The 23,535-nt window shown below is 43.7% G+C and carries 18 protein-coding genes, 2 tRNA genes and 1 other RNA gene; 7 read left to right on the top strand and 14 right to left on the bottom strand.

Annotated features, from left to right (window positions below; translation table 11 throughout):
- Positions 1–69: 69 nt before the first annotated feature.
- On the top strand, positions 70–1,230 hold the full coding sequence (locus NL626_RS03010; protein WP_005378476.1) for a DUF1887 family protein: 1,161 nt from the start codon (positions 70–72) through the stop codon (positions 1,228–1,230).
- A 157-nt stretch (positions 1,231–1,387) separates the two neighbouring features.
- On the opposite strand, the gene udp is transcribed toward NL626_RS03010, so the two are convergent.
- The 7 genes from udp to NL626_RS03045 form a co-directional block, all read right to left on the bottom strand.
- Positions 1,388–2,146 (bottom strand): uridine phosphorylase, encoded by a 759-nt coding sequence (gene udp, locus NL626_RS03015; RefSeq protein ID WP_005378479.1) that lies wholly within the window; start codon positions 2,144–2,146, stop codon positions 1,388–1,390.
- Positions 2,147–2,460: 314 nt separating this feature from the next.
- Entirely contained in the window at positions 2,461–4,767 is a 2,307-nt protein-coding gene (locus tag NL626_RS03020) for a zinc/cadmium/mercury/lead-transporting ATPase (protein ID WP_253656974.1), read from the bottom strand.
- Between the two features lie 172 nt (positions 4,768–4,939).
- Positions 4,940–5,359, bottom strand: coding sequence for a CBS domain-containing protein (locus NL626_RS03025; RefSeq protein WP_005378483.1), 420 nt, complete (start codon positions 5,357–5,359; stop codon positions 4,940–4,942).
- A gap of 244 nt (positions 5,360–5,603) precedes the next feature.
- Complete coding sequence (locus tag NL626_RS03030; protein ID WP_005378485.1) at positions 5,604–6,338, bottom strand: RNA methyltransferase; 735 nt, start codon at positions 6,336–6,338, stop codon at positions 5,604–5,606.
- Between the two features lie 212 nt (positions 6,339–6,550).
- Positions 6,551–6,647, bottom strand: an RNA gene (gene ffs, locus NL626_RS03035) — signal recognition particle sRNA small type.
- A 137-nt stretch (positions 6,648–6,784) separates the two neighbouring features.
- A complete protein-coding gene (locus tag NL626_RS03040) occupies positions 6,785–8,788 on the bottom strand; it encodes a GGDEF domain-containing protein (RefSeq protein WP_253656975.1) in 2,004 nt (667 codons plus the stop codon).
- Positions 8,789–8,940: 152 nt separating this feature from the next.
- On the bottom strand, positions 8,941–9,684 hold the full coding sequence (locus NL626_RS03045) for a hypothetical protein (protein ID WP_253656976.1): 744 nt from the start codon (positions 9,682–9,684) through the stop codon (positions 8,941–8,943).
- 257 nt (positions 9,685–9,941) lie between these two features.
- Here NL626_RS03045 and NL626_RS03050 point away from each other — a divergent pair, with 257 nt between their 5' ends.
- Positions 9,942–10,244, top strand: coding sequence for a DNA base-flipping protein (locus NL626_RS03050; RefSeq protein ID WP_005378570.1), 303 nt, complete (start codon positions 9,942–9,944; stop codon positions 10,242–10,244).
- A gap of 30 nt (positions 10,245–10,274) precedes the next feature.
- Here the strand turns inward: NL626_RS03050 and NL626_RS03055 are convergent, their stop codons facing one another.
- On the bottom strand, positions 10,275–10,709 hold the full coding sequence (locus NL626_RS03055; RefSeq protein WP_005378572.1) for a YbaY family lipoprotein: 435 nt from the start codon (positions 10,707–10,709) through the stop codon (positions 10,275–10,277).
- Between the two features lie 240 nt (positions 10,710–10,949).
- On the opposite strand from NL626_RS03055, the gene tesB reads away from it, so the two are divergent.
- Positions 10,950–11,810 (top strand): acyl-CoA thioesterase II, encoded by an 861-nt coding sequence (gene tesB / locus NL626_RS03060; protein WP_005378575.1) that lies wholly within the window; start codon positions 10,950–10,952, stop codon positions 11,808–11,810.
- 68 nt (positions 11,811–11,878) lie between these two features.
- On the opposite strand, the gene NL626_RS03065 is transcribed toward tesB, so the two are convergent.
- Together NL626_RS03065 and NL626_RS03070 are read right to left on the bottom strand one after the other, a co-directional pair.
- Positions 11,879–14,920, bottom strand: coding sequence for a cadherin repeat domain-containing protein (locus tag NL626_RS03065; protein ID WP_253656977.1), 3,042 nt, complete (start codon positions 14,918–14,920; stop codon positions 11,879–11,881).
- 456 nt (positions 14,921–15,376) lie between these two features.
- Complete coding sequence (locus NL626_RS03070; protein ID WP_053307491.1) at positions 15,377–15,841, bottom strand: Lrp/AsnC family transcriptional regulator; 465 nt, start codon at positions 15,839–15,841, stop codon at positions 15,377–15,379.
- A 138-nt stretch (positions 15,842–15,979) separates the two neighbouring features.
- Between NL626_RS03070 and NL626_RS03075 the strand changes: the two genes are divergently transcribed.
- The gene (locus NL626_RS03075; protein ID WP_005389952.1) at positions 15,980–17,074 is read left to right on the top strand and encodes a PLP-dependent cysteine synthase family protein; all 1,095 of its coding nucleotides are present in this window, start codon (positions 15,980–15,982) and stop codon (positions 17,072–17,074) included.
- A 62-nt stretch (positions 17,075–17,136) separates the two neighbouring features.
- On the opposite strand, the gene NL626_RS03080 is transcribed toward NL626_RS03075, so the two are convergent.
- Positions 17,137–17,454: a DUF1244 domain-containing protein gene (locus tag NL626_RS03080; RefSeq protein ID WP_005378586.1), complete on the bottom strand. Its 318-nt coding sequence runs from the start codon at positions 17,452–17,454 to the stop codon at positions 17,137–17,139.
- A 214-nt stretch (positions 17,455–17,668) separates the two neighbouring features.
- Here NL626_RS03080 and NL626_RS03085 point away from each other — a divergent pair, with 214 nt between their 5' ends.
- The gene (locus tag NL626_RS03085) at positions 17,669–18,244 is read left to right on the top strand and encodes a porin family protein (protein ID WP_137281816.1); all 576 of its coding nucleotides are present in this window, start codon (positions 17,669–17,671) and stop codon (positions 18,242–18,244) included.
- Positions 18,245–18,334: 90 nt separating this feature from the next.
- Here the strand turns inward: NL626_RS03085 and NL626_RS03090 are convergent, their stop codons facing one another.
- The 3 genes from NL626_RS03090 to NL626_RS03100 form a co-directional block, all read right to left on the bottom strand.
- A complete protein-coding gene (locus NL626_RS03090; RefSeq protein WP_031781369.1) occupies positions 18,335–18,532 on the bottom strand; it encodes a type II secretion system protein in 198 nt (65 codons plus the stop codon).
- Positions 18,533–18,753: 221 nt separating this feature from the next.
- Positions 18,754–21,867 carry a multidrug efflux RND transporter permease subunit VmeF gene (gene vmeF / locus NL626_RS03095; RefSeq protein WP_151514631.1) on the bottom strand — a complete coding sequence of 1,038 codons (3,114 nt, stop codon included), beginning with the start codon at positions 21,865–21,867 and terminating at the stop codon, positions 18,754–18,756.
- The gene (locus NL626_RS03100) at positions 21,867–22,961 is read right to left on the bottom strand and encodes a MexH family multidrug efflux RND transporter periplasmic adaptor subunit (protein WP_005389959.1); all 1,095 of its coding nucleotides are present in this window, start codon (positions 22,959–22,961) and stop codon (positions 21,867–21,869) included. The genes vmeF and NL626_RS03100 overlap by 1 nt, the downstream gene beginning before the upstream one ends.
- 284 nt (positions 22,962–23,245) lie before the next feature.
- Here NL626_RS03100 and NL626_RS03105 point away from each other — a divergent pair.
- Both NL626_RS03105 and NL626_RS03110 read left to right on the top strand, forming a co-directional pair.
- Positions 23,246–23,330 (top strand) — tRNA-Tyr (locus NL626_RS03105).
- 85 nt (positions 23,331–23,415) lie between these two features.
- Positions 23,416–23,500, top strand: a tRNA-Tyr gene (locus NL626_RS03110).
- Positions 23,501–23,535 lie beyond the last annotated feature (35 nt).

A 23,535-nucleotide genomic window follows, 5' to 3' on the forward strand; every position in this document is an offset into this window, starting at 1 on the left:
TATGATTAATAAGGCCAGCTCATCCCCTTGCACAACTCTTTTCGAGCGGCCTCATAAAAAGGAAAATCTATGGCTGTTCATGTTGGTATTATCGACCAAGACCCAGTGAGATTGGTCACTCCTCTATTAGATAATCGTACGCTAAGCACACATATCGTCTTCATCGGAGACAAGAGCCAGTTAGATATATTTGACCGACTGAGTGCCGTTTTAGATCAACGAGAAATTACTTCTGAATTTTTTGAAATTCCATCCGCTGTTAATACATCTCTGATCAAACAAGCAATTCAAAAACTGGCAAAAGATCTCCATGAACGCGGCGAAGATGTAAAATTGAACGCGAGCTGTGGTCTTCGTCATCGCTTGTTGTCGGTGTACGAAGTTTTCCGTACCTATCGCTGGCCAATTTTTGTGGTTGAGCCTAGTAGCGATAAGCTTTGTTGGTTATACCCTGATGGCAAAGAAGATACCCAAGTCGAAGATCACATTACGATTGCAGATTACCTCACTATCTTTGGTGCACGCGGCGAATTTCACCACGTTGATTTACCACCTCTTCTTGATAAAAAATTGTATGAACTTGGTGAACGATGGGCCTCAAATGCGCTTGAGCTTGGGCCAGGTCTAGCAACACTTAACTACCTTGCAACCACATGCCGCAAAGAACAAAAGCTTGATGTCGAGCTCTCCGAAAAACAGCAGGGCTACCGTGAGCTCAACATGTTGCTTTCAGATTTAGTAGAAGCAGAAATCGCCACCTATGAGAATGGCGTTTTAACGTTTGCAGATGAAGATGCTCGACGCTTTTCAAACGGTGAGTGGTTAGAAACTTTGGTTCACAGCACCGTGAAGCAAATCCAAGACACCATGCCGACGATCCAAGATCGATCGTTAAATGTTCAGGTTTATCGCAAACTTGGTGAAAGTGAAGTACGCAATGAGTTAGATGTCGCAACAGTTGTAAACAACAAGCTGCACATCATCGAGTGCAAAACCAAAGGCATGAGAGATGACGGCGACGATACTTTATATAAGTTAGAATCGCTTCGCGATCTATTAGGTGGCTTACAAGCGCGCGCAATGTTGGTGAGCTTCCGTCCTCTTCGTCACAATGACATTACTCGTGCTGAAGACTTAGGGCTAGCCCTGATTGGCCCTGATGAGCTTAAAGATTTAAGAACGCACTTAACGGCTTGGTTTAAAGACGCGGGCGGTTCAGACGAGATATAGTGCCATTAAGAAAAGCTAAAATTAACAACGATAAAAAGCAGCATTAATGCTGCTTTTTTTATACCTAAATTTTAGCTGTACGCATTTCTATAAGTAGAAAAAAACCAGAGGTTAGCCTCTGGTTTTTTCTGTTTGTTTAAATGCCAACTATAGCGGCTTAAAGCATTTTACGCGCTGCTTCTACAACCACTTTAATTGAACGCGCTTCCGTTTCTTTCAGAGTTGAATGATCTGGAATCTCTTTTTGTGTACGGTTGATGATAACACCAGCCACACAACCCGCTTTTAAACCAGAGCTCGCACACATTGTTAGCAGTGTTGCAGACTCCATCTCGAAGTTAAGTACGCCCATGTCTTGCCATTCTTGCATAGAGCCTTGGAAACGCTTAACAACACGACCAGAGAACGTATCGTAACGTTCTTGACCAGGGTAGAACGTGTCGCTTGATGCAGTCACACCCATGTGAACCGTAGCGCCAGACTCTTCTACCGCTGCTTTCATTGCGGTTGCTACTTCAAAGTCAGCAACTGCTGGGAATTCCATAGGAGCAAAGTGTAGGCTCGCACCGTCAAGACGAACTGACCCCGTCGTTACGATCATGTCACCCACGTTTACATGCGGTTGAATTGCACCCGTTGTACCAACACGTAGGAAAGTGCGAACACCAAGCTGTGCCAATTCCTCAACTGCGATAGAGGTAGAAGGACCACCAATACCTGTAGAACAAACCACAACAGGTTTACCGTCTAGCTCTGCACGGTATAGCGTGTATTCACGATGGCTTGCTAGAAATACTGGATTTTCCATTTGTTCTGCGATTTTTTGAACACGCGCTGGGTCACCAGGAATGATCGCTAGAGTCGCACCATTAAGATCAGCTTCAGTAACACCTAAATGGAATACAGCTTGAGACATAAGTCGCTCCTTATTGTGGCTTATTTTATGAACAATAAGCTCATTAATCAGTTATTGGGTACAGATGCACTGTAGCGAACCTTTCACCAACATAGAGTGATCACAATCACAATGACAAAATGTAATGAAAATGAAATTTCAAACAAAACTGGTATTGATCACACTTTAAGGGGCATTAGATCATTTTGTTGCATAGCAATGCGTGATTTCAAGGACGAGAAAAACGTCTGATCGCATCAGGTTAATACGGTTAAAAAAAGCCCGATACACGAATGCCTCGGGCTATTAATGAGTGGAATCAATGGTTAGGTCAGTTATTTGATCTGCTTGGACTCAAAACGAAGTAATCTCAACGCATTCAATGTCACCAGTGCTGTTGCACCACTGTCGGCTAATACAGCAACCCACAACCCAGTTACACCAAGTAAACTTGTCACTAAGAATACACCTTTCAAACCTAGCGCTAACGCGACATTCTGACGAATGTTACTTAGCGTCGCACGCGACAGTTCTATCATGGCAGGTAGCTCAATCAAACGGTTGTGTGTTAACGCCGCATCAGCAGTCTCGAGCGCAACATCTGTACCGCCTCCCATCGCAATGCCGATACTCGAAGCTTTCATGGCTGGAGCATCATTGATACCGTCTCCCACCATCGCAACGGTATGTTGTTGTGATAGCTTCTCGACGTAATGCACCTTGTCTGCAGGTAACAAACTCGCTTTATAATCCAAGCCTATTATATTTGCCATTGCTTCTGCACTTCTCGGGTTGTCACCCGTTAGCATCACCGACGTGACCCCAAGTTCCTTCAACATTGCGATGGCTTGCTGGGCATCTGAGCGCAATGTATCTTGCCATGCGATCACGCCAATGACCTCGTCATCGAAACGCACAATGACAACCGTTTTACCTTGTTGTTCCAACGTAACCACTTGCTCTTTGGCTTCTTGAGAAAGTGGAAAGCCTGCCTTTGAAGGCGTGACCACTTGGACCATTTTTCCATCGACGTAACCTGTGACACCAGAGCCTACTTGCGCGGTTTTATCCAACGCTTCAGGAATAGTAAGCCCCTGCTCTTGCACTTTGGTAACTAAAGATACCGCTAGAGGATGACTTGAACCAATCTCGATTGACGCAGTTAGGCTAAGTAACTTGTCTTCATCCATATCAAAAGCAAAGACGTCGGTCACTTCTGGTTTACCTTGCGTCAGTGTCCCAGTTTTATCAAATGCGACAGACTCAACCTTGCCAAGCAACTCAAGCGCCGCACCACCTTTGATCAATGCGCCCCGCTTAGCCGCTGCCGCCAAGCCAGAAGTGATCGCCGCAGGCGTTGAAATTACTAATGCACATGGACAAGCAATCAACAGCAGGGCGAGTCCTCGATAGATCCACGTTTCCCACGGTTGGGCAAATAGTAATGGCGGCGTAACGATAACCATCAGAGACACCAACATCATTAGTGGCGTATACCAACGGCTAAATTTATCAAGAAAGCGTTCTAATGGTGCCTTACGGGATTCTGCTTCTTCAATCAAATGAAGAATTCGGTCTATCGCATTCTCGCCCTGACGGGAAGTCACCTGTAAACGAACCACTTTATCGACAACCACAGCCCCGGCCATCACTTTGCCACCGGTTTGATGCTCAACGGGAACAGATTCTCCCGTTAACGCACTTTCGTCAAAACTCGCAAGCGCATCTTGCAAAACACCGTCGGCAGGCAAACGACCTCCGGGGGCGACTTCTATGATATCCCCTGGTTTAAGCTGAGCAGCTGGTACTTCTTTACGTTCACCATCAATTATTAAAATTGAATTTTCTGGGACTAAGTCCATTAACGCCTGGACACCGCTTCGCGCGCGAGATGATGCATATGCTTCTAACTTTTCACCAATAAGGAAAAGCAATAACACCATTGCGGCTTCGGCGGTTTCACCTAAATATAAAGCGCCGAGCGCCGCTACACTCATTAACGTTTCAATCGCAAAAGGCGTACCGCTACGCGCCAACTTAAATGCTTTGAGCGCGATTGGGTATAAACCAAGTAAACATGTCAAAGTGAATAACCAAGCGCTTATTTGAGGGTCGATCTTAGAAATTACTGCCGCAGTAGCCATTGCACCAGCGATCGAGAGAATTTGGATGTTGTCTCTTATGACGCCAAGCCAGCCTTTCTTTGTAGTGCTTGGTTTTGGAGCATCCAGTGAAGAGAGCGGGAAACCCGTTTTTTGGGCTGTCTGCTCTATCGTAGCTATCAGCTCTCGACCATCAAAATCGACGACCAGTTTTTCTGTTGCAAACAAAACCTTGGCTTGGCTGACGCCTTGTAAAGACGTAATGGCTTTCTCAAGCTTTTGCGCACAAGATGGGCAATCCATACCTGACACAAGCCAAGCGTTCCGAACGGAGGAATTACTCTCCCTTGTGGGATCGTCTTCCTCGCCTGTGTCAACGCTGCAGCCTCCTCCACTACAGCAAGAGCTTTCAGAAACATCAACACTGGCCTGAGAGATATTGAGCGAAGATTTTACTGGCGCACAGCATGACTCGCTTGCACCAAGCGGCACCGCAGTTTTGATTTTGCTAGATTGGCAACCTTGATGTTTTGTACACATAATTTTTTCCTTATTGGTATCGGTGATTTACCTATTGCTAAGGGTAAACCTTAGAGTAAGCTCCAAGGTCAAGATAAATTTGTACAGTTCGGCGATAGAAAATAAAAAAGACGCCGAAGCGTCTTTCCAAACCAGTTTAAAAGCAATATTCCGTAAAATTTAAACAGAGAGGTTAAACGGGATGCTTAAAACACTCATTTAATGTCATTCCGATGGCACGCAGCACGTCTCTTCTTGTGATAACACCAACCAACTTACCTTTGCCATCCACCACTGGATACATTTTCGGCTTTCCAACTTTCATCATGTCAGCCAGTTCAATTACTGACATTTCTGGAGAAACAGATAAGACATCATCATGCATACACTCTTGTACCGTATGTGTATCTTGGCAGTGATAACTTGCTTTCACCAACTTATCTAATAAGTCTTGCTCCGATAAAAACCCAACCACTTTTTCATTTTCATCAATGACAGGGCCACCTAGTGTGACACTTTGCATTACTTTGTTTAAAGCTGCCGAAAGTGACATATCTTTCGTGAAAGTCACCGCTTGCAACGTCATGTAATCTTTTACTTTTAATGAATGCATTCTTATCTCCTTAAGGGCATTTTATTGCGGCCTTTAGATAAGTGTCGCCTAATTTCCTGATTTTACTAAATGGAAAGGAGTAATTTTATTTATAGGCACAGCCTATTGAACTAAAACAAAATTAACTCACCGAACAACATTCACTGTATTTCGTTAAACGCAAGATTCAGCCAGGCTGATTTTTCTAGGCAAAATACAACAAAGCCAGTCAATTGACTGGCTTTGTTATTATGTAATTGTTGCGTTAGCTATGTTGGCGGCGCATGTTGTCTAAAATAATGCCAGTCGCCATCGCGACATTCAGTGATTCGGCACCGCCAAACGCTGGAATCGTGATCTTATCTGTCACGAATTTTGCTGCGGCTTCGCGCACACCATGAGATTCGCTGCCCATCAACAAAATACCTTCAGCAGCGAAATCCGTTTTATGAACGCTCTCTCCTTCCAAAAACGCGCCATATACTGGCAATTTGGCGTGTTCCAAGTAACTTGGCAAATCCACCAAACTCACTTGTACGCGGCCAAAGCTGCCCATGGTCGCACTGATCGTTTTAGGATTATAAGGATCAGCACAATCTGTACTCGCAATAATGTGCTTGATGCCATACCAGTCTGCTACACGAATAATCGTACCTAGATTACCAGGGTCGGATACACCATCTAGCGCAATCATCAAGCCTTTCGCTTGAGGCTCTTTTACACTCGGAATTTCAACCACAGCAATGGCCGCATTATTGCTCACAAGCGTGCTCGCTTTGGTCAATTCATCAAGCGATGCTTCAACACAATCAAAACGATTTAGCGTACCAGCATTTTGTTCGAGAAATGCTGCTGTTGCAAAAACCTGCTTCACCTTCAATGAACTACTTGCTAGCTCTAGTACGTTCTTTTCACCCTGAACTAGGAATAAGCCATGCGCTTTACGCTGTTTCTTTTGACCTAAAGCACGAAGCAGTTTTAATTGGTTTTTTGAAATCATTAAAGTATCCCAGGTGAAAATGGTTATTCGACGAGCGTACCCTAAACAATCTTCACGAAAGTTCGGTATCGAGCGGATGAGATTATAAATTATACCTAAATAACCTCAAGAAGCTTGATCATCAGAAGACGTTGAACACCAAGCGTAGCCAAAATAAAAGAAGGTTCAAAAACGAAAAAAGCCCTGCGATAACGCAGGGCTTTCAAAGGGTGGGACCCCAGCCACATCCCGGCACACAAGTCACACGCTGCGGCTGCTTCCTTCCGGACCTGACCGAGTTCACGAGCTATTGTTGCGAGAGGACCAGAGCCCCATAATTCTTTTCGAGAGGTCTTGCCTCAATCGATGGGGCGATTATTCAGTATCAGCTCTCATAATGCAAGAGCAAAAACCTTGAATTTCATCATTTCATTATCGTTTGGACAAAACTCGATCAATTCATTCCTTTATGATGAAACCGTACAGTCACGATAAGAGGAGTCGTGCCGTGAGGACTGCTTACTCATGTACATGTCTTCATCAGCCAAATGCATCGCTTGCTCTAAGCTCATGTGCCGTTCCCTTTTTGCGGAGAAACCAATAGAGATACTTATAGACTCCAAATCACTACATAATTTGCCTTTCACGTCGATTCTACTGAGCTCTCTCATTGCTCTAGTTAACTCGGCTTGCGTAGGATAACCCAGCAATATGAACTCATCCCCTCCAATTCGATAACATCTTCCCGACCAGACATAATGAATTTTTAGTGCCAGTAGTTGTAAAACTTCGTCCCCAGCGCGATGCCCATAAGTGTCATTGATTCGTTTGAAATGATTAATGTCTAAGTAAAGTATGGATAGATCTTTGTTTACTCCTTTTCGATACTTTACTTGCAACGCACGACGATTCCTTAACCCTGTTAAGTTGTCAGTGTTCGATTGACGGTAAAGATAAAGCGAAACACAAATAGCAAACAATAATACAAAGATAAACACAGCTTGTGTTTGCGTCGCTAATCGAATCTCATATTCAAGTGCGGTACGCCAATCTGGGCGTACATCATACTGAGCAATGATCTTATCAACTTCTAACATCGCTATCGCACGACTGAAGAAAGGCGCAAGCATGGCTCCTTTTTCATTCGCGACCAATCCAACAGAGAGTTGTGACTCATAAAACTCGCCAATAGCGGTATCCTGCTCTATCGGAACCAATTCACTGAGACGTAAAAAATGATTGAGCATCGCCGTATCCATCGGAATGTAATCGACTTCTTCATGTAGTAGCCCCTGAATGAGCTCTTGTTGGGTACGATAACGTTTGAGTTCTTTTAGCGGTAACAGTTGCGTCATCATTTGATCGAAAAAGTCATCCTTAACTACGCCAATCCGCTCAGATATCAACTGTGAAACATGAGAGTATGTGCTCGGTTTGTAACCTAAACGCTTGACCATCACCGAAGCTGGCGCGTAATGGGACTTTGGAAAGTAGCTAAATGCGCGCCGCTCACGGCTGACCGTTAACGGCGCCAAAATTTCGAAATTACCTTGGATAAACTCATGGTACATAGAACCCCAGCTTTCACCAGGCTCACTAATGATCAAGCAGTTTAAAGCCAAGATCTCACAGCTTCTCAGGACTACATCAGCCGTCATCCCTTCGACACTACCATCTGCGTTGTATACAACATATGGAAAGATAGATTCGAGCTTAATCCGTATTGGTTCATTAAAATCAAGGGGTAATAAACGAATAGAATCACGCAACGCTGCTCGCCTTAATTCAAATTGATACTGGGAAATTTCTTCGCGAAGCTGCTTTTGCACCGCTTCCCCGTGAATAAACGTAGCGAACGTGTCCAACTCTTCAAGATGATGATCTTTTTTACTGATGATGGATACGGGCTTTATCGAAATCTGATCATTGAGCATCTTGGCGTCAAACCCCTCCATCAGCATCGGCTTGAGCTGGTTAATGGCATCGACAACGCCGTCCACAGCACCTGAACGTAGCAGTGTTACTGCTTGTTCATGACCTTGATAAGAGATCTGTTCTAGCTCAGGGTAGTGTTGTTTAAGTAATTGGGCATAAACTGTATCTTTGGGGACGCCAACACGCGAAATGTCACTCAACGTCGAATCTTTTAAACCAAAGAGGTAGGTATATTCGATATTTGTTGGGCGGGAATAACTAAAACGTTGAGCACGTTCTTGTGTGTAAGTGATATTCGCAGCAAAGTCCGCTTCCCCATTCGCTACTGAATTTAGAATGGCATCAAAGCTGGAGTAGTTCACGTATTGAACGGTAAAGCCAAACTCCTTTGAAGCAGCATTGAAAAGAACACGAGTGACGACATCATCCGCTTCAGTCGCGACTTTATAATGAGCAATTAAAGGGGCTTCGGCTTTTACATTCAAACTCAAGAGGCAACATGCAAAAAGCAACAGTGTTCGAGCAAAAGTTGTCATGTCAAACTTATCTTAAATCAACCACTTATATTGTGGTTATTATTATTGGAAGTGTAGTAAATATGAAATGAAGAACATATACTAATCTCCATTTTGTTCCACAACCAATTCGATACTCTGCCGCACATGTCACTTTTTACCTGACTAAAAATTCATAATTCAGCCTGTTCATCGCTACTACGTAAAATATAGTCAGTCATCCAAGCCGTCCCTAACAAACAGATCCAAACCACGAAAACAGGGTTTGGCACATCCGTGGTCGGGCTGACGACTAAAGCGGCAAAACCCACAGTCGGCAATGTCCAACATAATAATTTGCTCCAACGAATGGTATGTTGAAACTTCGCAAGTGCTTCCATTGACGCTAACATTCCCGTCAAACTTAACGCCATAAGAACGGCGTACGGTAGGCCTGCAATCCACAATGGGAGCAACAAAAACAACGGCCACCAGCTGTGTTTATTGGATGGCGTCCAATGCGCAGCCGACCACCACATCGCCATAACCGCAATGGTTTGAACCACTGTAACCCAAGCAGACCCATCCAGCTTACCGCCTTGCTGTGTGACCATAAGACCAACTTGCAGTGTAAGTACAATAAGACCAGCGGTGAGCAACACGCCTAAAGAGCTTCTACGAGAAAACACCACCATTAAAAGTGGGAAAAGGATCAAAACACCAACCGACAAAGCAATTGGCTGCATTGAGAGTGTCGCACCAAAAGCCATCATCGCGCCCAGTAATACTAAGCCAGCGAACCCACCTTGTGGCAGAACCCACAGCGCGGGGATCATAAGTGCAAGAACGGGAATGTCACCCTCGCTCAAACTCATCGCCCGAACACAGACAACAGCGAGTAAGGTCGTAACGAAAAATTGAAGTGTCGATAAAATCATAGCGCCTCCTGGCTTCCCCACCTACTTGGTAACTCAACGGCAAAAACTGGGATTGAAAGTCGTTGAGAGGGTCTAGATTCAAGCTTAGCTTGCGTTTGCTTCATGCTGTTTAAGGCTCATCAACCAACGACACTAAAGAACAGAAAATGTAATTCTTCAAAGTGAGTCGCTGGCAACACAAGGGTTAAGAACCGTTAGCAATATACAAGTCCAATGGTTTACCATTCCTTAGTAATCCAAAATAGACACTTTTGAGTATGGACCAATTTTTAGCGCAAATCTTTGCTGTAATTCACCAAATTCCAAAAGGAAAAGTCTCCACCTATGGGGAAATTGCAAAAATGGCCGGTTATCCGGGCTATGCGAGACATGTTGGTAAAGCACTGGGTAACCTACCAGAAGGCAGCAAACTCCCCTGGTTTAGAGTGGTAAATAGCCAAGGAAAAATATCTTTAAAAGGCAGAGACTTAGAGCGACAAAAAAAGAAATTAGAAGCAGAAGGGATTGAAGTATCGGAAGTTGGCAAAACTTCACTTAAAAAATACAAATGGCAGCCTTAAGCTGCCATTTTTTGTTCTCAGTACGTCGTATTAACGTGTTCCAACTAGACGAATATCTAATTGGTGAGTTTGTGCTTCATCTGTAATAACACCGTTATGTGTGTCGCTGATAAAACGCAGCTTTCCATCTACCTCAATGCGAGCACGAACGCTGTAACGATGGTTTGGTTTGATTTCATTGCTGTCGTAACTCAACTCAAAAGAAAGAGGAACTTGCTTACCTTCTGTTTCGAATGTCTGTTTCGCCAACACTTTTGCTGGCGCATCCGCCAAGGACACATCTTCTAACGCAATAGTAACCACTGCGTTTGGTGGCAAGGCAATCCGCTCGCGATAAGCCACTGTACCTGTAATCGTCTTCATTGACGCTTCTGTAGATTCCATTTCTGTATTTTGAGAAGTTTGGCAACCCACTAACGCAGCCCCAAAGAGTAGAGAAGTAACAAGTAGTAGTGTTTTTTTCATATATTCCTCGAAAAGAGCATTAAACCGAAGCAATTATAGGTCTGGAATATAAAACTGTCTGCTTCCTGTCACTTTATTTGACAATAGTTTGACTGAGTTAGAATTTATCAAACAATTGATTTTGTTTCATAATTGGAACAATACTATTTCTAAGTTACTCAATAGTTCTTAACTATGCCACTTCACAAGAGTGAGGCTGTTGAGGTAACTTGGAATGAAAGACAACGGTGAGGAGACACAATGAGTAAACCACTACGAGAATTGCTCAGCCTACTACAACTCGAAAAATTAGAAGAAGGCTTGTTTCGTGGCCAAAGTGAAAACCTAGGTTTGCCTCAAGTTTATGGCGGTCAAGTAATTGGGCAAGCGCTTTCTGCTGCGCGCTACACCGTTGAAGAAACACGCACGGTACACTCCTTCCATAGCTATTTTTTGTACCCTGGCGATCCAGAAAAACCTATTATTTATGATGTAGAAAATCTGAGAGATGGCCGTAGCTTTAGCACTAGACGCGTAAAAGCAATTCAAAATGGACGCCCTATTTTTTACCTAACCGCATCCTACCATGGCGATCAACCTGGGTTTGATCATCAAAAAGAAATGCCAGATATCCCTGGTCCAGAAAACTTTGCCTCAGAGAGTGAGCTCGCAAGCCATATTGCAGAATTTCTACCCAAACGCTTACGCAAAACATTTTGCGGGGAAAAGCCAATCGAAACTCGCCCCGTTACGGTTATCAACCCTTTGAAGCCCAAAAAAGCAGAACCCAAACAGTACCTTTGGATTCGTGCTAATGGTGAAATGCCAGAGAATCAGCTAATTCACCAGTACCTTCTGGCCTACGCATCCGATTGGGGATTCCTTGTAACAGCAATGCATCCACATGAAGTCTCATTAATGACGCCTAACTTTCAAGTGGCCACCATTGACCACTCTATCTGGTTCCATCGCCCGTTTAAGATGGATGAATGGCTTCTATATGCGATAGAGAGCCCAACGGCGAGCAATACTCGTGGGTTGGTCCGTGGCGAAATATACAACCAGCAAGGTCACTTAGTGGCGACCGCCGTGCAAGAAGGGGTGATGCGCTACACGAAATAGCTCGTGTTCGTTACACGAAAAAAGGAGTGCTGTTCCGCACTCCTTTTTTAATGGGTATCAAACGATGATTAATTTGGTTGATACTTCATGTTAACAACCGACCATTCGTAAAGTGATTTCGGGTAACCATATTCGCCTTTCCCGTAAATGACATTTGGGTCGGCATAGAATCCACCTTTATTCGTTGCTAAAAATTCACGAACCCCACGACGGTAAGTAATCACAGGTGCTACTAACTCATACTCTACCTTTTCCATCTTCGAGTCATCAATTATTAAGAACCGAGTCATACGAATCGTGCTGCCGCTGGTGCAGTCCCCTGGGTCATCATAGTCAATTGCTTCAAAAGGCTTGAGATCATCTTCGAACAGCTCTGATGTACATCCATCAAATCGAGCTAAGTGTACCCACGCTCCTTTTATTAGAGTTTGGTCATCGTTACCCACCGGCTTGAATGCAAGTAGTGCAATCTTACCTTTGCCGTATAATTTCAATTCTTCGTCCGTTGGCTCACGCACTGAACGAACGTTCATCAAACCAAACTCACTTTCTTCTAAGTTAGAAAACTCACGTGCATTTAGCGTGCTAAACAATACTGTTTGTTCAGTTTCAAGCAATGTATATTGATCCGCAACACCTTCATCTGCAAAGCTTAGATACAGCTGGACTTTCTTACTTTCCAACGCTTTGTAATCTCGAGATTCTCCTTCCGAAACGTCGAGAGAAATCCAACGTCTTTTTACTGGTGGGAGGTCAAGTAACGTCAGCTCTTCCTTATCAACATCTAATGAAGCGACTCCTTTAATTGTTGAGCTGGATATTTGATAGCTGCGGTTTCCTATTGGTGTACCAAAATCTAGCTTAACCTTTTTAAATGGTTCAAATTCCACCTTCATTGTAGAGGTACTTAAACCAGGGTGCTTCGCTTTGTTAATAGTGCCATTTACGACGATTGTTTTAGCTTTGTAGTTGCGTCCAGTAAGAGTAACCTCTACTTGGTACTCGCCTGCGTGCAGGATTTTCAAACGCCCCGTATCAGGGGAAACTAACTCGACCACAGGATCTTTTTGGTTAATAAGGCGGTAACTTGCCTTCGCAGTCCCACCACTCATCACTGGTGAGATAACACTACCAGCGGAGAATTCTACCGTTGGGTAAGTAACCGATACAGGGTTTGTGCCTTGTTTAATCGTGACCGAGAAACTACTTTCACCCGGATCCACTTTGTCGTCCCCCGCATCCGAAACAATAATTTTTGTGCTACCCGCGTTAAGAATTTGCATGGCACCCGTTTGGCTGTTTAAGGAAACCACATCTGTTGCTGCGTTGTCTGCAAATCGGTACGTAACTTCCCCAACCGTACCAGAGATTTTCGGCGCAACAAATGTTTGGCCAACCTTCCAAATCTCTTCCACATCGGATTGAACTTCAATTCGGCTCGGCGCACTCAAAATTGTCACGTAGACTTTTTGATCTGGACCAACGGTATAATTCGCGCTCTCTTTTCTGCGCACAGTTAGCGTCGCTTTACCCGCTTTATACACATGGAGACGTCCTTCACTAAAACCACCGACAACATCTGGTGCGGTGTTATCTACAATCTCAATTTGCTCGTCAGCACTCAAACCAAAATCACGGTGAAGATCAAAACTGTATTTGTTGCTGTATACAACGTCATAATCGTGCGTTGCCATGGGTTGGCCTTCAGCCTTTGCAACTTTAATGACGACATTAAATTGAATAGGTTGGTAGAACTCCCCACCATCGTCTTCAAACTTAAGGCCGTACTCACCCGCAGTCACTACCTCCAACTTGCCGTCAGTCATTCGTAAGCCATTAGGTAAGCTGCTAACTAGATTTACGTTACCTTTTTGCCCTTTAAACGCCAGAGGGATTGAAAGATTTGGTTGATAGGTAAGCGGCATTTCAATGTCTTTTATAACGGGATGAGGCGCGCGATTAACTTCAAGATCAAAACGAGTTTTGCTTGCAGGATAATTACGCATATCATGCTCGTAAATTTCCACTTCAGCAGCACCAACACCTTTGATCAGTAATGCTTCACCATTTTCTGTTTTAGCAACAACGTCTTCACCACGAATGATTCTCAGCTCATAGTCACCGTAGGCGTTCGTCACCTTAGGGAAAATTCGTCCACCTTCCTCATAAGTTGTGACGATATCCGCTGCGCTGATTTCTTGACGCTTGCCTTGTTTTACATCCACAAAAAATTGCGCTGTTTGCTGTTTATCCAGAAACGCGTCGCTGTAAGTTGCTGTCGCTTCAACCGTTAATTGCCCAACATTATGAACAAGAAGCAAACCCGTTTCAGGGTCTAGCAACTCGGCCACCTTGCTGTCTGGTACGCTATTTATAATTTTGTAAGAAATACGTTGCGTTTGAGCTTTATCTAAACGCACTGGTTCTAACGTCAACCCTTCTCGATACTCGTCTTCAAGCAAAGCGAACTGTAATTGCCCCGGAGCTACTGCATGCAGTTTAACCGTAGCGCGAACTTGTTTCGGCAAGTAAAAGTCGTTACCTGAATCAGTAATCAGCACCGATGCCTGACCAACTGAACCTAATGAATATACCGAACCGTTCTCATCAACACGAATCAAGTTATGACCACTTTCTACCTCATAACTCAGTTCGCCTTTTTGGCCACGGACGATCAACGCTTTTCCTTCTGACTCAATCGCATTGAAATTCAGATCACTCACTGAAAGTTCAGTATTGATGCCTCGCTCTACAGTGACAGAAAATCTTGCTTCAGAAGATTCATAAGCAGAGCTACTATCTGTAGCAAGAATCGTCGCCGTTCCTGGACGCAGAATTTGTAGTATTCCTGAGTCATTAATTTTCACGACATTTGGCGGATTAGAGTCAATGACTTGGTAAGATACCGACCCATGGACATTGCTCAGTTTTGCTTCAGTAACCGTTCCCACTCCTTCAAACTTCAACACCGTGTCTTCCACTTTTAATTGCGGACGGTTCTGCTTTGTTACCGTAGTTGGTGTCTTCGTATTGTTCGGCTTAGAGTCTCCCCCACCGCCACAGCCAGCGAGTAAAGCTGCGAGAAAAAGCAAATAGTAATTTCTGTTCATTTTTAGTAATACTTTGTTACATACAAGATGGGGCGATAATAATACGATGTTTTATTAATCACTATCCCCATTTTTGAGTACTTTATTACTTAAGTAATTGCTACTGTATTAATCCTAAAAACAAATACTCAAAAATAGCGACCAAATTACATGAAAACACAAAAAGCAAACGTTTAAATCAAACTCTTCCATTAATTTAGTAAAAATTAATATTCAATAAAATAAAACATGAAAAAGAAAGAGAAAAAATTGCGTTATTTTTTCTTTCATTATGATGTATAGGATTAATGGACTGTAAAAACAAATGGTTAATGAAAAATAGAAGAGAGAATAAATATCGTTTATATTTGTAAAAATCTGGTAGGAAATAGTTTTAAAAGCATAATCAAACTACCTTTTAACATTTAAAATACTAAAAGGTAGAATTAACATTAGATAGAATTCTTATAGGGCGAGTTATTTTAGGATTGGTAACTCTGTTGTGTATTTAATGGACTCCATAGCAAATGTTGAAGTCACATTAGATAGCCCTTTTACACTATTAACTAACCGCTTATAGAATTCGTCAAAACACTTCATATCTTTGACTAGTACTTTCATCATGTAGTCATACTCGCCAGCCATACGATAAAACTCCATTACCTCAGGAAAGTCACTAACAGTTGTAACAAAATGGTGATACCAACCTTCGGAATGATCAATCGTTTTTAACTGAACAAATGCAATGAAAGATAGCTCGAGCTTTTCTGCACTTAACAACGCCACGCGTTTTTCGATGTAGCCCTCTTCTTCCAACCTTTTCAAACGCTTCCAACATGGCGTCGTTGTCAGATTTACCTGCTCTGCTAACTCATTTAATGACAAGGTGCTGTCGGTTTGTAACAACGCAAGCAGCTGTTTATCGACCCGATCCAAACTCATCCTATAAAACCCACGAAGTGTAGAAAACTTTTCTATCAAAATAGTCATTACCGGCAACTATAGCAAAGTTTTTCTCTCGTATTATAGGTAAATTATTCCCATCTAATGCTTATCTATCGATTTCCAAGGAGAGACGCCATGTGTACTGACCACAACTGGATCAACAATGCAGTGCGTAAAATTGAAGCAGACTTTCAACGTTCTGCTGATACTCATTTATTTAAACTTGAACTGCCTTCTCTTGATGGTATCGATATCTACCTAAAAGATGAGAGCACGCATCCAACAGGCTCTCTGAAACACCGATTGGCACGCTCGTTGTTTCTTTATGCGATTTGTAACGGATGGATTGGTCCTGAAACCACAGTGATTGAAGCGTCCTCAGGCAGCACTGCCGTTTCAGAAGCGTATTTTGCTCGCTTGCTTGGCTTACCGTTCATTGCTGTTATGCCGAAAACCACCGCACGTAAAAAGATTGAACAAATTGAGTTTTACGGTGGTAAAGCGCATCTTGTAGAGCGCTCAGATCAGATTTATGACGAGTCTCGACGCTTGGCTCAAGAGTTAAATGGTCACTACATGGATCAGTTTACTTATGCTGAACGTGCGACTGACTGGCGCGGTAACAACAACATCGCGAACTCTATCTTTAGCCAAATGGAGTTAGAGGATCACCCGATTCCTAGCTGGGTAGTGATGAGTCCTGGAACAGGCGGCACATCAGCAACCATTGGCCGTTTTATTCGTTACCAAAAATACGACACCAAGCTTTGCGTGGTAGACCCTGAAAACTCAGTGTTTTACGATGCTTTCCAGTCAGGAAATCACTCATTGAAAGGCGATACTGGCAGCAAAATTGAAGGTATCGGGCGACCACGTGTCGAACCAAGCTTTATTGCTGGTGTCATTGATGAAATGCGCAAAATTCCAGACGCAGCCAGTGTGGCAACCGCCCATTGGGTATCTCAGCTGATTGGGCGTAAAGTCGGCGCATCAACAGGCACCAATCTTTACGGTGTGCTGCAATTGGCTTGTGAGATGAAACAACGCGGTGAGAAGGGTTCTATCGTGACGCTTCTATGTGATTCTGGAGAGCGTTACCTAGATACGTATTATGACTTAACATGGGTAAAAGAGAACATCGGCGATATTCAACCTTACTTAGCTCAACTCGAAGTCATTCAAGCAAAAGGTTGCGTTGAGCCAGCTTGTTGCGGCTCAACTAACGCTTAACGTGCAAACTGGACTTTAAAAAAACAGCCCAACTTCATGCGGGCTGTTTTTATCGCTGGGTTTTACTTTTTCTGGCGCGCTTCAAACGCAGCCAATTGTTCTGGCGTTGCCGCTGGTTGATGATTTTGTTTCCATTCATCGTAAGTCATGCCGTAAACACGTTCGCGAGCGTCATCAATATCTAAATCCAAACCGAGATTTTCAGCCTCAGATTTATACCATTTGCTAAAGCAGTTGCGACAGAAGCCCGCAAGGATCATCAGGTCGATGTTTTGTACGTCTTTGTTGGCATCTAAATGCGCCAATAAACGGCGAAATGTCGCCGCGTCTAACTTATCTTGTTCTTCTTGAGTCAAGTTTTTGTATTTGAATTCAGCCACTTTCCTTTCCTTCTCTCTTATTTAACTAGCTTTCGTCACCATATCTAGTTAGTCGGTAGTCATGAGTAAGAAGTATGCTTTAGCGCAACAATTCCCATTCTAAAATCACTACCTTTGATAAAAGCTGATATGATAATTACCATCCATCCTATTGATTAAATTAACATTTAAACAAATCATTACAACGGTCTTTTACCAAGGTTATCGTCTAGTTATGAAAAACGCCATTCTATTATTGTCTGCCTTGACCATTAGCGTGCCAACTTTAGCTGCTCAAGAACAAGCTCATCAATCTTATTTTTATCTGGGTACTGGTAACGTTGGTTTTGATACACCGTACTTCGGCTCGGATAGAGACAATGAGTGGTCAACACCACATATCACAGTTGGCTGGGGTTACCATGTAAACCAATACCTCGCGTTTGAAGGGGTTCTGCGCTATTCACAAAATGAACTTAAGAACGATGCTCTAAAAACTGACTTAGATCTTCACTATTACCAAGCAGGTATGTCTGCTGTTGTAACAAGTGATAACTTAGGCGATACGCCGCTGTCACTGTTTGGTCGCGTAACTGCGCTTGGCACTCAAGCTGAAATGTACGTACCAAACGAACAAAAAGTCACAGATGACTCAGGCGCACTATTCAACATCGGTGCTGGCGTCCATTGGGATATGAGTACAGATATCTGGTTACGCGCAGAGTACATTTATAATGTCGCAGATATGGGTTTTGAAGATTTTTACGACAGCTACGAAGGTGTACAAATCAGCCTAGGGAAACGCTTCTAACATTAGATAACACCAAGTTTCCATAATTGAAAAACAAAGAAGCCGAGTGTTTTACCTCGGCTTCTTTTAGATTCTATAGTATGTCGTCATTTACTGAACAGAGAACGTTTCTGTTGCCTCTTTGTTCACATGGTTGCTTGGTTGACCAGCATCGAGAGAATGCAAAATACCATCTTGACGATCTTTTAATGCATTCGTCAACGTTGGAAGTGCGGTAGTTGCTAGCAACGCCATAACACCTGCAACTAAAACCATTTCGACCATGTAACTACCACGTACTTTTTTCAAGGAAACACCTCAATAATAATAGGCATAGGCTGCTTTCCTAGCATTAAACCTAACAAGACCCAACATTCAGTCAAAACGATGAGCGAGTCCTGTGCCCCTCGAAGAAGTGACGAAATAATAAACAAAAATAATCATTAAATCTATAAGTAATCACTATCTATATAAAAAAACACCGAACAAAAATTGCCCGGCGTTTTCAATCAAAGCTTTACGTGCTACTGCTAGGGGTGGGCAACACGGCCCTTCGTATCATGGCTAATTGCTTTGTTTAACTCTGCTTCTACATGACCTGGTGCTTGTGTTTTCGCCGAAATCAATCGGTACATTGCCGGGATAACAAACAAGGTCACCAATGTCGCAAACCCCATCCCGAAAAAGATAACCGTACCCACGGCAATACGGCTCTCATAACCCGCCCCTGTCGATACGATCAACGGAATTGCGCCAGCAAGTGTGGTAAACGCAGTCATCAAGATTGGACGTAGACGTCGCGCAGCTGCATCAATGATCGCTTTTTCAAACCCAACGCCACGATCACGTAGCTGATTGGCAAATTCTACGATCAAAATACCGTTTTTCGTCACCATACCAATCAACATGATCATGCCAATCTGGCTATAAATGTTCATACCTTGGCCCATAATAACCAAACCAAGGAAGCCACCAAATACACCCATCGGCACCGTAAACATGACCACTAACGGGTTTACGAAGCTTTCAAACTGAGCCGCCAACACGAGATACGCCACTAGTAGTGCCAATGCAAACACAACAGCAACACTCGCTTGGTTCTCTTTAAAGTCTTTCGACTCCCCCGAATAACTCACCGAAATGTCACCCGGTAAGTTGTCGATGGCTTCCTGGTCTAGGTAATTCAGCGCATCTCCTAATGTATAACCTTCCGACAGGTTGGCAGTAATAGTGATGGACTTCTGTTTGTTGTAGTGAGAAAGACGAATAGAGGCCGCCACTTCTTCAATTTTTGTGACCGCATCTAACGTCACTAGCTGACCGCTATTCGTGCGCAGATAAATCTGACTTAAATCTGCAGCATTATTAAAGCTATTTTCATCACCGCGAAGATACACATCGTACTCTTCGCCACGCTCAACATAAGTCGTTTCGCTTTTACCACCGAGCATGATTTCTAGGGTGTCAGAAATGTCTTGAACACTGACTCCTAGCTCTGCGGCACGCTGTCGGTCAACTGTAACCAATAACTCAGGCGTTTTTTCCGAGTAATCTATCTCTGCTCCTTCCATCATTGGTGATTCTTCTGCTTTGTTCTTTAGCATTTCAGCCCAAACAACGAGCTCATCGTAATCAGAGCCGCCTAATACGAACTGAACTGGCTCACTCGAACCACCTTGGAAACCTGGCATAAATGGGAACACTCGAACATCTGGGATACCTGCCAATTCTTTACGTACTTTGTTAAGGGCTTGCTGAGCCGTGATATCACGTTCGTTCCAATCTTCTAGAATCATGATCACAAAGCCTGTCTGGTCTCCTGCCTGGCCACCAAACGCTGGCGTTTGGATGCTGAATGACTTCAGATAACCTTGCCCTAGTAATGGCATCAATCGGTCTTCGACAATATCCATATTGGCTGACATACGATTGTATGACGTAGCATCTGCACCGCGCACAAACGCGAATATCACACCGCGGTCTTCTTGTGGGGTCAGTTGGGCCGGTACCTGATTCATCAAGAAATAGCTACCGCCCAAACAAGCTAGAATCACCAGCGGAGCAGCCCAACGTACTTTCAATGCGCCTTTCAATAATGCGCGATAGCCACTCTCAAGCTTGCTAAACAAGCGATCAACCGCTTCATTGAATCGATTTGGTTTTACATTCGCTTTCAAAATCTGACTCCCTAATACAGGCGTCAGCGTCAGGGCAATCAAAGAGGAGAATATGACCGACATAGCCAGCAATACAGAAAACTCTGTAAATAGTAGACCTACCATGCCATCCATAAAGGAGATCGGTAAGAACACCATCACCAGCACTAATGTTGTTGCTACAACAGCAAAACCAACCTCTCTGGTGCCTTTATATGCGGCGAGTAATGGCGATTCACCGCGTTCAATATGGTGGAAGATATTCTCTACAACCACAATTGCGTCATCCACCACCAAACCAATCGATAATATCAACGCCATCAAGGTGATCAAGTTGATAGAAAACCCAAAGTAGTACGCAGCAATGAACGAAGAAATCAGAGAAACAGGTACCGTAACCGCAGGAATTAAGGTTGCACGAGCTTGGCCGATGAAAATGTACAATACCAAAATCACCAAGCCGCCCGTGATAAATAGCGTGCTGTACACCTCTTCGATTGAACGCTCGATAAACACTGTCGCGTCGTAATCTATCGCAAGACGTGTACCTTCTGGTAAGAACTTCTGGATGTTATCGACTTCAGACCTAACCAGCTTCGCTACTTCTAACGGGTTTGCGTCTGACTGCGGTACCACACCAAGACTGATGTTTACTACACCATCACTTTTGAAGGTTGAGTTTTCGTTTTCTGCACCAATGAAGACATCTGCTACATCTTTTAAATAGATAGGTGTATTGTCGCTTGCGCGTTTAATGACAAGATATTGAAAATCTTCAGGCGTGTTATAAGTACGAGCCGTACGCACGGACATTACTGTTGAGTCGTTGCGAACTTCACCACCTGGGCTTTCTAGGTTCTCACTTCGCAAAGCTGATGTAATATCCGAAGCTGTAACTGAACGTCCAGCCATTAGTTCTGGCTTAAGCTTCACGTACATGACCTTGTACAAACCACCGGATAGATCAATGGAGCTAACCCCAGAGATCAGGCTAAAGCGGTCCATCAATACACGTTCGGCATAATCGGTTAATTGAGTACGGTCCATCTCTGCAGAACTGAGATTGATGTAGAGCGACGCCTCTCCCGAGCCATTGTTCTTATAAACAATAGGGTCATCCGCTTCATCAGGTAGCGAGCGCTGAGCACGAGCTACGGCATCACGCACGTCGCTCACACCTGTGTTGAGATCGTAACCTAGCTCAAACGTGATCGTGATACGCGACATGCTGTTACGAGTAGTGGAGCTAATTTCATCAACCCCACTGATCCCAGAAAGCTGGTCTTCCAAAACGGAGGTAATTTGGCTTTCAATAATAGTCGCCGATGCACCCTCATAACGCGTACTGATAGAAACGACAGGGCTTTCTATATCAGGCATTTCACGAACGGCTAATTTGGTGAATGACACAAAGCCAAACACACACAACAGCATGCTCAGAACCAACGCCGCGACAGGGCGTTTAACTGAAACGTCGGACAGTAACATTAGTTTTCTTCCTCATCCGATTCACTGTCATTGCGTGTCACATCCGTGGTGTTCGCTTTTAGTGGCGCGACAATTTCTTTCACTTCGACACCATCACGCATGTTAACAATGCCTTGAACCACAATCTTGTCACCAATCTCAACACCAGATTCGATCACCACCTCGTTACCAACACGAGCACCTAGCGACACTTCTTGACGAGTAGCTTTGTTATTTTCATCAATTACATATACAAAACGTTTAGTTCCGGAGTATTCAAGTGCTTGAACAGGAATGATTGGCGCCTTAATAGCAGGAAATGCTAGTGAAGCGTTCATCAACATGCCCGGCTTCAATTGATTTTCTGGGTTATCAAACTCAATACGCACGCGAAGATTCAGTGTTTCGGCGCTGATACGCGTATCAATACCTGTGACTTGACCAGTAAAGATCTGGCTACCCCATGCACTGGTTTTAGCGATGACTTCCATACCAATAGAAAGCATCGATAAATAGCGCTCCGGTACTTGTAAATCCAGTTCCATGACGGAAAGATCATCCAACGTCAAAAGTTCAGTACCCGCACTGACCATTTTGCCGCGGCTAAAATCGATAAAACCAACAGTGCCAGAAAATGGTGCAGTAATATGGAGATCAGCTAAATTGGCTTGAGCAGCATCTAGCCTCGCTTGTGCTATTTCAACACTGGCTTTTTGTGCATCGATTTCAGTTTGAGTAATCGCATTCCGCTTAACCAAACGTTGGAACTCTTTTAACTTACGCTGTTCATCTTTTAGATACGCCTTTGCCTCAATCAAAGCGGCTTGAGCCTTATCGTCATCTAACTTAATTAATAACTGGTCTTGCTGGACATTTTGATTCGCTTTAACAGCGATTTGATTCACTTTGCCGGCGACTTCCGATGCGACAACCACAGACTCCGCTGCCTTTAATTTGCCGATAAGAGTTAAGGATTGATTGATCTCGTGCGTTTCTACTTGTTCAGTCACAACGGTAACCGCTGAGCCTCCTCGCATCGCAGCGCAAACCGATGGAGAACTCAGTAATATAGAAAGCGTTAAAACAGATAACGATAACGTGGCTTTCATGCTCATGATATTGACTTCTAAACGAATAAACTTATGTCATTAAACTGCTTACAGTTTATCAGTAGATACGGTGTTTAACGTCAAGTAGTGTAAATTCAAGTAAAAAGCGCGCTTCTCTTCTGTTCAAAGGACAAACAAAACGCTGACTTTCTACCATCTTTGCCCAAAAAGACAGCATTCAACGTAAAAACGTAAGAAAAACGCTTTACAGCCTGAGCGAGTTTGCTATGATTCGCTCCGCACTTGGGAGATGAGTTGGGAAAACATCTTACTAAGTATAAAAATCCTCTGGAGGGGTTCCCGAGTGGCCAAAGGGAGCAGACTGTAAATCTGCCGGCACTGCCTTCGATGGTTCGAATCCGTCCCCCTCCACCATATTCTTTCTTATGTTTTTCCTTTAAACATGAGAACAACTTGGAAGCTAGGTTGGGAAACTAACTTTTAAGTATAAAAATACCCTGGAGGGGTTCCCGAGTGGCCAAAGGGAGCAGACTGTAAATCTGCCGGCACTGCCTTCGATGGTTCGAATCCGTCCCCCTCCACCATATTCTTTCTTATGTTTTTCCTTTAAACGTGAGAA

The organism is Vibrio sp. Y58_MX_L22 (assembly GCF_024181865.1).
Classification (GTDB): domain Bacteria; phylum Pseudomonadota; class Gammaproteobacteria; order Enterobacterales; family Vibrionaceae; genus Vibrio; species Vibrio alginolyticus.